Origin of the sequence: Hydrophilobacter chitinilyticus, assembly GCF_049860745.1 — a bacterium.
In the GTDB taxonomy this organism is placed as follows: domain Bacteria; phylum Pseudomonadota; class Gammaproteobacteria; order Burkholderiales; family Burkholderiaceae_C; genus Rhodoferax_B.
Map to the genome: position 1 here is coordinate 1,717,415 of NZ_CP187561.1, position 14,598 is coordinate 1,732,012.

General features: G+C 64.0%; 11 protein-coding genes. 4 read left to right on the top strand and 7 right to left on the bottom strand.

Features of this window, described 5'->3' with window-relative positions; all coding sequences use genetic code 11:
- Nucleotides 1–66: 66 nt before the first annotated feature.
- A complete protein-coding gene (locus ACPWMG_RS07730) occupies nucleotides 67–1,230 on the top strand; it encodes a citrate synthase (RefSeq protein ID WP_483304066.1) in 1,164 nt (387 codons plus the stop codon).
- A 27-nt stretch (nucleotides 1,231–1,257) separates the two neighbouring features.
- Here the strand turns inward: ACPWMG_RS07730 and ACPWMG_RS07735 are convergent, their stop codons facing one another.
- From ACPWMG_RS07735 to ACPWMG_RS07760, 6 genes are all read right to left on the bottom strand, one after another.
- Complete coding sequence (locus tag ACPWMG_RS07735; RefSeq protein WP_483304067.1) at nucleotides 1,258–1,983, bottom strand: SDR family NAD(P)-dependent oxidoreductase; 726 nt, start codon at nucleotides 1,981–1,983, stop codon at nucleotides 1,258–1,260.
- 1 nt (nucleotide 1,984) lies between these two features.
- Entirely contained in the window at nucleotides 1,985–3,337 is a 1,353-nt protein-coding gene (locus ACPWMG_RS07740; RefSeq protein ID WP_483304068.1) for an NAD(P)/FAD-dependent oxidoreductase, read from the bottom strand.
- A 40-nt stretch (nucleotides 3,338–3,377) separates the two neighbouring features.
- Nucleotides 3,378–5,258 carry an ABC transporter ATP-binding protein gene (locus ACPWMG_RS07745; RefSeq protein WP_483304069.1) on the bottom strand — a complete coding sequence of 627 codons (1,881 nt, stop codon included), beginning with the start codon at nucleotides 5,256–5,258 and terminating at the stop codon, nucleotides 3,378–3,380.
- 5 nt (nucleotides 5,259–5,263) lie between these two features.
- Complete coding sequence (locus tag ACPWMG_RS07750) at nucleotides 5,264–6,076, bottom strand: ABC transporter permease (RefSeq protein ID WP_483304070.1); 813 nt, start codon at nucleotides 6,074–6,076, stop codon at nucleotides 5,264–5,266.
- A complete protein-coding gene (locus ACPWMG_RS07755) occupies nucleotides 6,073–7,020 on the bottom strand; it encodes an ABC transporter permease (protein WP_483304071.1) in 948 nt (315 codons plus the stop codon). The genes ACPWMG_RS07750 and ACPWMG_RS07755 overlap by 4 nt, the downstream gene beginning before the upstream one ends.
- A 102-nt stretch (nucleotides 7,021–7,122) precedes the next feature.
- Nucleotides 7,123–8,655, bottom strand: coding sequence for an ABC transporter substrate-binding protein (locus ACPWMG_RS07760; RefSeq protein ID WP_483304072.1), 1,533 nt, complete (start codon nucleotides 8,653–8,655; stop codon nucleotides 7,123–7,125).
- Nucleotides 8,656–9,034: 379 nt separating this feature from the next.
- Between ACPWMG_RS07760 and ACPWMG_RS07765 the strand changes: the two genes are divergently transcribed.
- From ACPWMG_RS07765 to ACPWMG_RS07775, 3 genes are all read left to right on the top strand, one after another.
- On the top strand, nucleotides 9,035–11,086 hold the full coding sequence (locus tag ACPWMG_RS07765) for a hydantoinase/oxoprolinase family protein (RefSeq protein WP_483304073.1): 2,052 nt from the start codon (nucleotides 9,035–9,037) through the stop codon (nucleotides 11,084–11,086).
- Nucleotides 11,086–12,705, top strand: a complete 1,620-nt coding sequence (locus ACPWMG_RS07770) for a hydantoinase B/oxoprolinase family protein (RefSeq protein ID WP_483304074.1) — start codon at nucleotides 11,086–11,088, stop codon at nucleotides 12,703–12,705. Before ACPWMG_RS07765 ends, ACPWMG_RS07770 begins: the two co-directional genes overlap by 1 nt.
- 165 nt (nucleotides 12,706–12,870) lie before the next feature.
- Complete coding sequence (locus ACPWMG_RS07775) at nucleotides 12,871–13,599, top strand: IclR family transcriptional regulator (protein ID WP_483304075.1); 729 nt, start codon at nucleotides 12,871–12,873, stop codon at nucleotides 13,597–13,599.
- A gap of 39 nt (nucleotides 13,600–13,638) precedes the next feature.
- Here the strand turns inward: ACPWMG_RS07775 and ACPWMG_RS07780 are convergent, their stop codons facing one another.
- Nucleotides 13,639–14,595: a threonine ammonia-lyase gene (locus tag ACPWMG_RS07780; protein ID WP_483304076.1), complete on the bottom strand. Its 957-nt coding sequence runs from the start codon at nucleotides 14,593–14,595 to the stop codon at nucleotides 13,639–13,641.
- Between the last annotated feature and the right edge of the window lie 3 nt (nucleotides 14,596–14,598).

Sequence of the window (14,598 nt, forward strand, 5' to 3'; positions counted from 1 at the left end):
CAATAGTTGATTAATAAGGCAATATTGACGTATAAAATCAATGTATAAATACTTTTTGCACCTGCCATGGCTTCCTGGATATCGATGGACGAGGCGTGCCGCCGCCTCGGGGTACAACCTCAAACGGTTTACGCGTATGTGAGCCGGGGCAAGCTGGAAGTCATGTCCGACCCGGCCGACACGCGGCGCAGCCTGTACCGCGCCGAAGACGTGGCGGGCCTGGCCAAGCGCAAAGAGGCCGGGCGCAAACATGAAACCTTGGCCGCCAACACCCTCTTTGGTGCCGAGCCGAGCATTCCCACCGCGCTGTGCACGTTCTTTCGGGGGCGCCCGTTTTACCGGGGGCAAGATGCGGTCACGCTGGCCCAGTCGGCCCATGTGGAAGAGGTCGCGCAGTTGTTGTGGGACGCCGAGCAAGCGGTCGATTTCTCGTGCGCCACCCCCGCGCCCTCAGGCAAGCCAGGACGCACCGGTGCTTTCACCGCGTTGGCCGGTCTGGCCGCCACCGGGCATTCCACGCGTGGCCGTTTGACCCGCGTGCTGCATGCCGAGGGGCAAGGCTTGGTGGGCGAGCTGGCGAATGCCTTCGGTGCGCGGCCCGGGCAACAGCCGCTGCATTTGCGTTTTGCCAAGGGCTGGAAGCAAACAGCGGCGGTGGCCGATTTGCTGCGCACGGCGATGGTGCTGCTGGTCGACCATGAGTTGACCAGCTCGGCGTTTGTGGCGCGTATTGCCGCGTCGACCGGCGCCTCGTTGCCCGCCTGCCTGCTGGCGGGGCTGAACACACTCTCGGGCCCCCTGCATGGCGATGCCTCGGGGCGGGTGCAAGCGCTGTTCAGCGAAGTCGAACGCCTGGGCGCCGACGCGGTGCTGGCCCACTACCTCTCGACCGGCTTGCCGTTGGCCGGCTTTGGCCACCACATCTACCCCGATGGCGACCCGCGCGCCGCCGCACTGTTGGCCTTGTTTGAGCCACCCGAAGTGATTGCGCGATTTATCGAGAAGGTGACACACCTCACGGGCCTGCAGCCCAACATCGACGTGGCCCTGGCCGCATTGGTCGCCCACTACCGCCTGCCGACCGATGCTGCTTTCGGCCTGTTCGCCACCGCGCGCAGTGTGGGCTTGCTGGCGCACAGCCTGGAGCAACTGGGCGTGGCGCAAGTGATCCGGCCTCGGGGGCGCTATGTGGGGCCGGTGCCCAATCTTCCGACGGTGGCACGCGTCTAGGGTGAAAGGCGCGCTCTGAGCACGCGGCTACATCGAAGGTTCAAACTGGTAGTTCACCAGCAACTCCGCCACGGCGGTTGAGTTGGGTAGCTCAAGGGTGTCGGCGATCAGCCGGCCCAGATCGTCCGGTTGCGTCATGTCCTCAACGGGCGTGGCGCTGATGGCGGTGGCCATGTCGGTGTTGACAAAGCCCGGGCACACCGCCGTGGCGCGGATGCCGAACTCCCAGCCCGCGCGCCGCACGCCGTGGTTGAGCGCGATGACGGCGTGTTTGGACATCTGGTAGCCCAGGTTCAGGCCGAGCACGCGTTTGCCTGAGAGCGATGCCAAGTTGATCACCCGGCCGCGCCCCGACACCTTGAGCGCCGGAAACGCTGCCTGGATGAGGCGAAACGGCGCTTTGACGTTGATGTCCAGGGTCTCTTCCAGCAGCTCGTCGCTGGCGTCTTCCAGCCCTACTTGCTTGCAGATGCCGGCGCTGTTGACGAGCACGTCGATGCGGCCAAAACGCGCCAGCGTTGCCGCCACCCAGGGCTTGGGCGAGGCAGCGTCGCGTGCTTCATAGCGGTGCAACAGCACACGTTCGGGGTCGCTGGGCAAGCCTGACCATTTTTCGGGTTGGCGCATTCCGAGTGACAGGCGATAACCACGCGACAAAAGCTCTTGTGCAATCGCCAGCCCAATCCCGCGCGAGGCGCCCGAAATCAGCGCGACTTTGCCATGCGGTGCAGCGGGCGTGTGATCCAGGTTCACGTCACGCCCCCACGGGCACGGCGTGTCGGCTGCTGCGGGCTTCGGCCAACTTGGGCCGCAGGCGGCGGATGTGGAAGGGCGCGGGATCGACCAGCGGCGTCGTGCCCATCACGATGTCGGCCATCAACTGCCCGGCGCCCGGCCCGATGCCGAAGCCGTGGCCCGAGAAGCCCGAGGCGATGTGAAAGCCGGGCAGCGCGGCCACGTCGCTGATCACCGGCACGGCGTCCGGCGTTACGTCCATCACGCCGGCCCATTGGTTGCGCACCACGGCCTGGCTGAAGGCCGGATAGGCTTTGCGCAGGTTGCGCAGGGCGTGGTCGGTGAACCACTGCGTGGGCTCTGGGTCGAGTGTGCGCACGGCTTCAAAGATGGTCTTTTCGTCGGCCTGCCAGCGCTTGCGCAGGCCCAGTTCATCCAGAAAACTCTTGCCGATGCGCAGCTTGAGTTCGCGCCAGGTGGCCAGGTACGAGGGCAGGTATTCGAACAGCATGCGCAAGTGGTCGGGCACGATGGGCGCGATGTTGGCGTTGCGCAGCGCCACGGTGTAGTCGCCATCCAAACGCTTGCGGTAGGCAAAGTTGCCGGCGCCCACGGGCATGTCGGATATGCCGCTCACACCGCCGACCCGGGCCACGGTGCCAATCACCTTGAGCTGCGGAAAGTCCAGCCCCATGTTGCCCGCAAACAGGCGCGACCACACCCCCCCGGCCAGCACCACCGAGCTGCAGGCGATCTCGCCTTTTTCGGTGACCACGCCGGAGATGCGGCCCGCAGCGGTTTGCACACTGCGCACCGCGCATTGGGTCAGGATGTGGGCACCCGCGCGGCGTGCGGCCTCGGCCATGGCGGGCACGGCGATCCAGGGTTCGGCGCGGCCGTCGGTGGCGGTGTACAGGCCGCCCAGAACGCCACCAGAAGAGCCGGGCAGCAGGGCTTCGGTCTGCGCGCCGGTGAGCATTTGCGAATCGAGCCCGTAGGCGTCGCCCTTGACCTTCCAGCCGCCCCAAAAATCCAGGTCACGTTGGTTGTGGCACAGGTAGGTGATGCCGGTGCGCCGCCAGCCGGTTTCGGCGCCGATGCGCGTGTTCATCTCGCTCCACAGCTTGAGGCTGGCCATGGTGAGCGGGATCTCGGCGGCGTCGCGGCCCATCTGCCGGGTCCAGCCCCAGTTGCGGCTGGACTGTTCACCGGCGATACAGCCCTTTTCGCACACGGCCACCGACACGCCACGTTCGGCCAAGGTCAGCGCGGTGGTGATGCCGACGATGCCGCCGCCGATGATGACAACATCTACTGTTTTGGGTTGCTTGGCGTCGCCCTGAAAGGCGGCGACTGGAATGGATAGGGTCATAAAGGTCTCGTTGGGGCGCACAAACCGGCGCCGGGCAGGATCAAGTCCATTCAGGACCTGGGACTTGGTAGGTATGGCCGTCGCGGGCTTCGCGGTACTCGCGCACCGGCGGCACAAAGTCGTGTGGCTTGAGCGGCGTGCGCAGGTCGCGCGTGGGCAGGCTCGGGCGCAGGTGGCGCCGTGCCGGGTCGGGCGATGGCACGGCCTGCAGCAGTTGGCGCGTGTAGGGATGTTGGGGGTTGCCAAAGACTTCGGCGCGCGGGCCGATCTCGACGATCTCGCCCATGTACATCACCGCCACACGGTGGCTCACGCGTTCGACCACGGCCATGTCGTGGCTGATGAACACAAAGCCCAAGCCCATCTCCTGCTGCAACTCCAACAGCAGGTTGACGACCTGCGCCTTCACCGACACATCAAGCGCCGAGACCGCTTCGTCGGCCACGATGATGCTGGGCTTGAGCACCAGCGCACGGGCGATGCAGATGCGCTGGCGTTGCCCGCCAGAGAACTCGTGCGGAAAGCGCTTGGCCACGTCGGGCGACAGGCCGACCTTGGTCAACAGACCGGCGGCAATGGCAACGCCTTCTTGCGCGGTCGCCAGGCCATGGATGCGCAGTGGCTCGGCGATGGCCTGGCCCACGGTCAGGCGCGGGTTCAAGCTGGCGAACGGGTCCTGGAACACCATCTGGATCTGTTGCGCCACGCTGCGCAGATTGCGGCCCACCATGTCTTTGCCCTGCAGCACGATGCCGCCCGAGGTGGGGCGCTGCAGGCCGGTGATGAGTTTGCCCGTGGTCGACTTGCCGCAACCCGACTCGCCCACGATGGCCAGCGTTTCGCCGCGCTGCAGGTTGAAGCTGATGTTCTCGACCGCATGCACACGCGCCGTCACGCGGCGCAGCAGGCGCGAGCGCACGTCGAAGCGTGCGGTCAGGCCCACCACTTCGAGCAGGTAGGGGCGGCCGGGCTGCACGCTGTCGCGGGCTGCTGGTGTGGCGGCGGGTGGGCTGCCGTCGAGGTTGTAGATGGGGAAAGGCTGCGGATGCGCCTCGGCCTGCATGGAGCCGAGCTTGGGTACGGCCGACAGCAGCGCACGCGTGTAAGGCTTGGTGGGCTGCGCAAAGATGTCGGCGGTGCGGCCGGTCTCGACCTTGTCGCCCCGGTACATCACCAGTGTGCGGTCGGAAATTTCGGCCACCACACCCATGTCGTGGGTGATGAACAGCACGGCCATTTGCTCTTCGGCTTGCAGCTCTTTGATGAGCGACAGGATTTGCGCCTGGATGGTCACGTCCAGTGCCGTGGTGGGTTCATCGGCAATCAGCAGCCCGGGGTTGCAGGCCAGGGCCATGGCGATGACCACCCGCTGGCGCATGCCGCCCGAGAACTGGTGCGGAAAATTGGCGTAGCGTTGCGCGGCAGATGGAATGCGCACGCGGTCCATCAACCGCAGCGCTTCGGCCTTGGCTTGCGCGGGCGTCATGCGACGGTGGAACAGCAAAGACTCGGCGATCTGGTCGCCGATGGTCATGACCGGGTTGAGCGAGGTCATCGGCTCCTGGAAGATCATTGCCACTTCGTTGCCACGCACGCGGGTCATCTCAGTTTCACCCAAGGCCAGCAAATCGCGGCCACCGAGTTGAATGCGGCCTTGCACGCGGCTGCTGTCACGTGGCAGCAGTTGCATGATGGCCATGGCCGACACACTTTTGCCCGAGCCGGATTCACCGACGATGGCCAGCGTTTCGCCCTTGGCGATGCTGAAGTCGAGCCCACGCACCACGGCGTTCCAATCGTCACCACGGCGGAAGGCGACGTTCAGGTCGGACACCTGCAGGATGGGGCTTGCCGTGGAGGTGGCGCCGTCGGTGGGCCATGAGGTGCTGTTGCTGGGCATCAGGATTTCTTGAGGCGGCATGCGGTTCACTTCGCACCTCCGTGGCGTGGGTCGAAGCGGTCGCGCAGGCGATCACAAAAAGCGTTGAGCACCAAAATCAAAGCTGTCAGCGCAAGGCAGGGCCAGACCAGCAGCAATGGTTCTTGCGCCAGCGTGGCGCGGCCCGCGCCGATCATCAGGCCGAGCGAGGGGGTGGGCGGCACCACGCCCAAGCCGAGGAAAGACAGGCCGGATTCGAGCACCACACAGGCGGCCACCACAAAGCTGAACTGCACGATCAGCGGGCCCACTACGTTGGGCAATATGGTGTGCAGCATGATGCGCCAGCGGCCGGCGCCCATGAGCCGCGTGGCCTCCACATAGTCTTGCGCGCGCACCACCAACACACTGGCATGCGCCACCCGCGTGAACGACGGCACGAACACCAGCGACAACACCGGCACCAACGTCAGTGCGCCGGGGCCGTAGAAGGTTACGGCCAGCATGGCCAGCAGCAGCGGTGGAAAACACAGCACCACGTCCATGGCGCGCATCGACAGCGCTTCGGTGAAGCCACGGCTGTAGCCGGCCACCACACCGAGTATGGAGCCCAGCACACCGGCCAGCAAAGCCGAGCTGCCGGCGATGAAGAGCGCCGAGCGCAAGGCGTAGATGATGCGCGACAGCAGGTCGCGGCCGTATTCGTCGTGGCCCAACAGAAAGCTGGCCGAGGGCGGCGCAAAACGTTGCGAGACGTCGATGGCAATCGGGTCGTGCAGTGGCAGCAAGGGCGCCAACAGGCTCAACAAAACGATCAGCGCCAGGGCCACGCCGGGGATATTGCGGAAGAAGGCTTTCATTTGCGCACCCGTGGATCGGCCAGGCCGTAAAGAAGGTCGACGACGAGGTTCAACCCGATGAACAAGGCCGACACCACCAGGATGACGGCGGTGACGGTGGGGTAGTCGCGTGCATTCACGCCCGCCACCAAAAGCCCCGAGAGTCCAGGCCAGTTGAAGACCGTCTCGACCAACACCGTGCCGGCCAACAAGCCGCCCAACTGCAAGGCAAACACCGTGAGGATGGACATCAAGGCATTGCGCAACACATGGCGCAGCACCACGCGCCGGTGCGGCAAACCTTTGGCGCGTGCGGTGCGCACGAAGTCCAGCGGCAGCACGTCGAGCATCGAAGAGCGGGTGATGCGAAACACCACGGCCGACAAACCCACTGCAATCGCCGTGGCCGGCATCAGCAGCAACAGCAGGTGTTCCATGGGGGCTTTGTCAAACGCCACGAAACCCCCCGTGGGCAGCAGCCGCAGCTTTTGCGACAACAGCAGCACCATCAACGCGCCGAGTACGAATACCGGAATACTTTGCGCCGTGCCCGCCAAGGTGTTGGCGATGCGGTCAAATTTGCGCCGGGGATGCAGGGCTGCGAACACCCCGCTGGGGATGCCGACGATGAGGCTGAGCACACCCGCAACGGCAATCAACTCCAGCGTGCGTGGCAGGCGCCGGGCGATTTCTTTGCCAATGGCGCTGTCGTCCACCAGCGAGGTGCCCAGGTCCAGCCGCACCAGGGCCGCCAGCTTTTCGCCATATTGCGTGAGCAGCGGGCGGTTCAGCCCCATCTGGTCGCGCACCATGTCGACGGTAGCCTGGTCGGGCGTGCCACCGTCTTGCGACAGCAGCAGTTCCACGGGGTCGCCAGGCACCATGTGGATCGACAAAAACACCAGAGTGATCACCACCCACAACATCAACGCACTCTGCGCCACCCGCTGAAAAAACCACGCCATTTGCAACCCTTTTCATCGTTCAATGGGCGGCGAGTTGCCGCCCACTTTGACTGACGGCTTGACTCCGCAAGGAGCGTGCCGCTTATGCGAGTCGAACAGGTCTTAGCCGAGGGTGAGCTTGTCGAACAGCGTGGCCGAGAACGGCGACAACTGGTCGGGCAGCAGCTCCAGGTTGCGCACCTTGGCTGAGCGCGCAAAGCCGGTGGCGCGGTACGACAAGCCGCAGAACGTGGTTTGGTCGCAAACCAGTTTGTCCACCTGTTCGTAGATCTTGATGCGCTTGGCTTCATTGCCTTCCACGCGGCCTTGTTCCAGCAGTGCGGTCAGGCCCGGCACTTCGAAGTTGCGGCTGCGCAGATAGGCGGGCGACATGGCCGGGTCGATCACGGTGCTGGCCGCATCGGGGTCCAGGCTGTCGATGCCAATGCCTTGCACGGCGAAGTCGCCCACGCCCCGGTTGCCCATGGTCACGCGGGTGGCCCAGTCGGGCATGGTCAGCTTGACGGTGATGCCGACCTTGGCCAACTGGCTTTGCACCAGCACGGCGATGTCGCGGTGCATGGTGTATTGCGAGGTGGACAGCAGCGTGACGGTCAGGCCTTTTTCATGGCCCGCGGCTTTCAGCAAGGCCTTGGATTTTTCGGGGTCGTAGCTCCAGTATTCGGCCAGCTTCTTGTTGTAGAAGGGCGAAGTGGAAGAGCGCGGCACCCCGCGCAGTTCGGCGCCATGGCCGAAGAAGACGGACTTGACGATCTCATCGCGCTTGATGGCAAAGGCCACGGCCTGGCGCACACGTGGGTCGGCGAACACACCAGCGCCGTTGAAGCTCAGGTACATGAAGGCGCCCGAGGCCACGGCGTCCAGCTTGAGCTTGGAGTCGCCCTTGATGGTGTCCATCGCGCTCCACGGCACGTAGTCGATCAGATCCACATCGCCCGCGGTGAGGGCGGCCACGCGCAGGCTTTCATCGGCGATGGGCGTGATCTTGATGCCCGACAGGCCAGGCAGCTTGTCTTTGAAATAGAACTTGGATGGCGTGAGTTCGACCACCACGCCTTTTTCGGCGTTGGCGATGGTGTAGGGGCCGGCGCCAATGCCTTCGTCGCGTTTGCTGGTGGAGCCTTCGGCAATGATGGCCAGGAAGGGGTAGGCCATCAGCGATGGAATCGTGGCCGAGTGTTTTTCGGTGACCAGGCGGAAGGTGCGGTCGTCGATGATTTCAATCGCCTTGATCTGTGCCACGCCGTCGTGCATGTAAGCGCCAGAGCCCTTGATGGCGATCTGCTCCAGCGTCCACTTTACGTCCGAAGACTTGACCGGCTGGCCGTTGGAGAACTTGGCGTCGCGCAGGGTGAACTTCCAGGCCTTGTCGCCATCGGGTTCCCAGCTTTTGGCCAGTTCGCCCACCAGGTTGCCGGCGGCATCGTAGTTCAGCAGGTTGCGGTTGATCAAGGTCGAGATCAACTGGCCCGAGTAGCCCACGTTGATCCAGGGGCGGAAGTGCGCGGGGTAGGTGGACAAACCGATGCGCAGCACCTGGCCCGTTCCTTGCGCTGATGCAAAGCGGCCCCCGAGCGTGAGTGCGGCACCCGAGGCCGTCGCAAGTTGCAAAAGAATTCGGCGATTCAAAGTCATTTCGGCTCCCTGTTGTGGACACGTTTCAGAGATCTACAGCGCTACCTGCCGAGGTCCCCGCTTCACTACCTACCGCTTCGCTACCGGCACACCACGCTGCCAATCACGCGCATCGACACATTTATTCCGATAAATGTGGTTATAAGTAATTTCACCTTCAATATATCGGAATAAAAACGTGGCTTCAAGGGTTCAGACGCCAGTTGAAGTCAAATTTTTGTCAATTTAGTTCCGTTAATAGGATTTTAAAAAATTGTTTGTTCTTTTTAGTGGAATAAGATTGACGACGCGAAAACCGCTACCTATGATTTATTGACGTCGGCTTGTTGCCGGAAAGCAGCCTGGCCATGGCCGGGTAACAGCACAAAAGGAGTTTCAGATGGCATGGCGGATCGGTGTTGATTCGGGCGGAACCTTTACAGACGTCTGTCTTTTCGAGGAAGAAACGGGTGAGGTGGTGATCTGGAAGGTGTCTTCCACACCTGACGATCCGTCACGCGGCATCACGCAAGGCGTGGCCGAGGGCATGGAGCGCGTCAAGGCCTCGGCCAGCGCCATTTCGTTCGTGGGGCACGGCACCACGGTGGCGACCAACGCGTTGATTCAGGGCAACGGCGTGAAAACCGGCTTGATCACCACCGACGGTTTCCGAGACCTGCTGGAGATCGGCCGCCAAAAGCGCCCCGACCTCTACGACCTGCAGGCCGACAAGTCGCCCACGCTGGTGAGCCGCGACCTGCGCATCGGCGTGAAAGAACGTTTGCGCAGCGACGGTTCGGTCGAAACGGTGCTCGACGAATCCGAATTTCGGAACGCCGTGCGTGCGCTCAAGGCCGAGGGCGTGAAGTCCATCGCCGTGAGTTTTCTCTACAGCTTCTTGAACGCTGCGCACGAAGAAACAGCGGCGCGCATCGTGGCCGAAGAGTTTCCCGAGGCTTTTGTCGCCATCTCCAACCGCATCGCGCCGGAGTTCCGCGAGTACGAACGCCTGTCCACCACCGTGGTCAACGCCTTCCTGGGCCCGGTGATGCGTGGCTATGTGCGCGCGCTGAAACACAAGCTGTCCGACCTGGGCATCAAGGTGGCGCCGCAGCTCACGCAGTCCAACGGCGGCGTGATCGGCTTTGACGCCGCAGCCGAGTTGCCGGTGCGCACCATCTTGTCGGGCCCGTCCACTGGCGTGGTGGCGGCGCAAGCCATCGGCCGCATGACGAACACGCCCAACCTCATCACCTTCGACATGGGCGGCACCAGTTCGGATGTGGCGCTGCTGACCAACGGCAAGTGCCAGGTGGTCAATGAATCGGTGGTGCACGGCTACCCGCTGAAGGCGCCGATGCTCGACATTCACACCGTGGGTGCGGGCGGTGGCTCTATTGCCTATGTGGATGCCGGCGGGCACTTGAAGGTGGGCCCGCGTAGCGCGGGCGCCAACCCCGGCCCAGCGTGTTACGGCCTGGGCAACCCCGAGCCGACGGTGACCGATGCCAACGTGTTGCTGCAAACGCAGAACCCGCAATACCTGCTGAATGGCCGCATGAAAGTCGACCAGTCGCTAGCGCGCGATGCGGTGCAAAAGCTGGCCGACAAACTGGGCATGGGCGTGCTGGAAACCGCCAACGGCATTCTCGACATCGTGGCCGCCAACATGGCCAAGGCGATTCGTGTGATCTCGGTGCAGCGCGGCTACGACCCGCGCGAATACACGCTGGTGGCGTTTGGCGGTGCGGGCCCGGTGCACGCGGCGCGCTTGGCGCGCGAGTTGGGCATGACGCGCATCTTGATTCCGCGCACGCCGGGCGTGTTGTGCGCGCTGGGCCTGTTGATGACCGACCTGCGCACCGATTTCTCCAGCACCGCCATGCTGCGGCTGGATGCGGCCGAGCCACAAAAGGTGGGCGCCATTTACGACAAACTCAGCCTGCAGGCGAGTGCCTGGTTCGAGAGCGAAAAAATCGCCGCGGCCGCACGCAAGATCGAACGCACGGTGGACGTGCGCTTTGTGGGGCAGAACTACGAACTCGCGGTGGAGTTGCCCGAAGGCCCGCTCACAGCAGAGACCTTTGCCGTGGTGCGCCAGCGTTTTCTCGACACCCACCGCCAGCTCTACGGTTTTGCCGCCGAGCACGAACCCATTCAACTGGTCACCTTCCGCCTGGCCGCCAGCGGCTTGGTCACCAAGGCTGACTTTAGGGCGCAGCCGCTTGAATCGGCCGACGCTTCGGCCGCCGTGTCTGGCAGCCGCGACGTCTGGATGGTCGAAGCCGGTGGCTTCATCCCCACCACGCTATACGACCGCGCGCTGCTGAAACACGGCAACGTGGTCACCGGCCCGGCCATCGTCGACCAGATGGACTCGACCACCGTGGTGCCACCGGGCATGACGGCCACTGTCGACGCCTACCTCAACCTCATTCTGGAAGCCAAATAATGTCCAGCAAACCTTTGGAAACCGCCGTTGCGTTGAACCCGATCACGGTTGAAGTGATCGGCTCCGCTTTTGCCTCCACAGTCGAAGAAATGGGCGAGGCCCTGGTGCGGGCCAGCCACTCCACCAACATCAAGGAGCGCCGCGATTGCTCGACCGCGCTGTTTGATGCCACCGGCAAGATGTTGTGCCAGGCCGAGCACATTCCCATGCACATGGGCAGCTTCATCGGTTTTGTGCCCTACGTGCTGGCGCACTTCACCTTGAACGGCATCCAGCCGGGCGACATCTTCATGGGCAACGACGCCTATGAAGGCGGCGGCACCCACTTGCCGGACATCGTGATGGCCGAGCCGATTTTTGTCGAAAGCCAACTGGTGGCGTGGGCCATCAACACCGCCCACCATTCCGACTTTGCCGACCGTGGCCACGCGCACATCTTCCAAGAAGGCCTGCGCATTCCGCCGGTGCGCCTGTACCGCGCGGGTGAACTGCAAGAAGACATTCAACGCCTCTTCTTGCTGAACTGCCAGGTGCCCGCCGAGCGCATGCCCGACCTGCGGGCGCAGATGGCGGCCAACCGCCTGGGCGTGACGCGCATGGGCGAGCTGTGCACCAAATACGGCTTGGCCACGGTGCTGGCTGCGGGGCAAGAGCTGATGAACTACGCTGAGCGCAAGATGCGTGCGGGCATTGCGGCCATTCCCGACGGGCGCTACAGCTTTACCGACTGCTTTGACAGCGAATCGCTGGAGGGTACGCTGGAGTTCTCGACCACCATCGAAGTCAAGGGTGACGAGATTCACCTCGACTTTGTGAGTCCGCCGCAAGTGCGTGCCGGTTTGAACGTGGTCTACACCGCGTTGTTGGCCACCGTCTACTACGCGGTGAAGAGCATTGTCGATCCTACGGTGTTGCCCAACGCCGGCCTGTACCGGCCGATCCACGTCACGGCGCAAGAGGGCACGATTCTGCGTTGCGCATCGCCGGCTGCGGTGGATGGCCGCATCACGGCCTGCCAACGTGTGGTCGACCTGGTGTTTGGCGCGCTGGCGCAAGTGGTGCCCGAACGTGTGACCGCAGCCTCGAACGGCTCGGTGGCCGTGGCCAGCTTCAACGGTACGCGTGAAGACAAGTCGTTGTGGGTCTACCTGGAGACCATCGGCGGCGGCTCGGGCGCTCGCTACAACAAAGACGGTTTGGACGGCGTGCACGTGCACATGACCAACACCTCCAACCTGCCGGTGGAAGCGCTGGAAAACGAATACCCCATCACGCTGCAACGCTACGAGCTGGTCGATGGTTCGGGCGGCGCGGGTGCCTTTGTGGGCGGCATGGGGCTGCGCCGGGTGTACCGGGCTGAGGCCAACTGCCGGGTGCAGATCATGGGTTCGCGGCTCAGCTCGCGGCCCTGGGGTCTGGCTGGCGGCCAGCCGGGGGCGAGCGGTCGCTTCAGCGTCAACGGCGTGGAAGATGTGTTCGACGCCGGCTCGGTAGACCTGGTGACGGGCGACATTCTGGAGATCGTCACGCCCGGTGCCGGCGGCTATGGCAACCCCGCTTTGCGCAGTGCCGAACACCTGGCGCGCGACCGCCGCGAGAAATGGCGAGCGGCAGCCTGAGTGCCTTCCTTTAGGTATAGTCACGGTCCATCCGTGAGCCCCTTCGGGGGCGATTCAACCGAACGAAAAACGGCGGCCCCAAGAGCCGCCGCATCCAATGTGCTGGGAGGCCGCCTGTTAGCCAAACAATCCTCGTCGAACGTCAGGCGTGCTGCCGAGATTCTGGTGATTCTCGGCAATGCCGGCCCCAGTGGCATGAGTCTCTCGGCGCTGGCCAATGCCATCGGGGATACCAAGCCATCCATCCACCGGGCGCTGGTCGCACTCAGTGAATTCGGCATGGCCACACAGGCCGGTCGCCGTGGCAATTACCGGCTAGGCCCGGCCATCTACGCGCTGGCGCACCGCACGCCTTCCATTCAAGACATGGTGACGGCTTTCCGGCCGGCGCTGATTTCCATCAGCGCCGAAACCGGCTTGTCCAGCTTTCTGATGGTGCGCAGCGGGCTCGACTCGGTGTGCCTGGATTTCCAGTCTGGCGTGATGGCCGCGCAAGCCTTGTTCGACGGCGTGGGCGGCCGCTTGCCCCTGGGCGTGGGCTTGAGCGGTGTGTGTGTGCTGGGCATGATGGAAAAAGCCGCGCGCGACAAAATCATCCAGGCCAATGCCAAACGCCTGGGAGAGTGGAACGTGACCGCCGAGCAGATCCGCGCCGAGATCGAAGCCTTCGAACACATGGGCTACGTGCGCGGCGTGCGCAGCGCCATGGGCATTGAAATCATGACCTTGGCGCTTCCAGCGCAGACCGTGGAGCTGTTTTCGTATGACGCGGCCATCTCCGTGATTGCGCCGGTCAACTGGCTGCATGAAGACGCCATCGCCCCCACCGTCGACGCGATCAAACGCCACCTGACGAGCGTGACCGAAACCTACCGCGGGCAAAAGGTCGACTGACGCCATCGGTGCCTGCAGGAGGCACCGATGCAAAGCCCTTTAGGCCATGGGCATGCCGTCGCTGCCGCTGCCACACAGCACCACGGCGATTTTTTCGTCGTCGCGTCGCGCGAAGCAACGGGTGCTGACGGCAGCCAGCGCCGTGGCCGCGCCCAGTTCAATCGCCAAGCCGGCATGCTGCCAGGCGGCGCGTGCGGCGTCTTCGATCACCGCTTCGTCCACCAGCACGATCTCGTCCACGTAGCGTTCAATCAGCTCGAAGTTCAACGGTTCGGTGGAGCGTGCGGCCAAGATCGGCACCTTGGTTTTCACGTTCTCCAGCTTGACGATGCGGCCTTCGGCACGGCAGGTGAAAAGGGTGGGGCAACCGGCCGCCTCCACGCCGATCACGCGGATCGACGGCTTCAGCAGCTTGGCCGCCTGCGCAATGCCCGCGAGCAGGCCACCGCCGCCAATCGACACCACCAGTGTTTCCACCTCGGGCCAGTCGGCGATGATTTCCAGCGCCGTCGTGCCTTGGCCAATGACCACGTCGCGGTCGGCGTAGGGGTGCAGCAGCGCGCCGCCGTGGGTGGCTACATTGGCGCCTGCGGCGTCCCAGCTCTGGTCCCAGAAGTCGCCGTGCACGGTGAGCTTGGCGCCGTGGCTTTCAATGCGTGCGCGGGTGATGGGGGTGCTAGTGTTCATCACAAACACATTCGCAGGCAGGCCCAGTGTTTTGCCCACATAGGCCACGGCCGCACCAAAGTTGCCGCCCGATGCGGTGGCCAGGCCTTGACGGCGCACCTCGTCCGGCAGGTTCAGCACGCGGTTGAAAGCGCCGCGTGCCTTGAAGGAGCCGGTGACCTGTTGGCACTCGGCTTTGAAACGGACTTGGCTGGCATCTCCGGGCAACCAGGGGTGGGCCGGCACCAAGGGCGTGTGGCGGATGTAGGGCCGCACCCGGGTGTGGGCGGCTTGGTAGTCTGCAAGGGTGATCGGCGCTTCAGGGGTCATGCT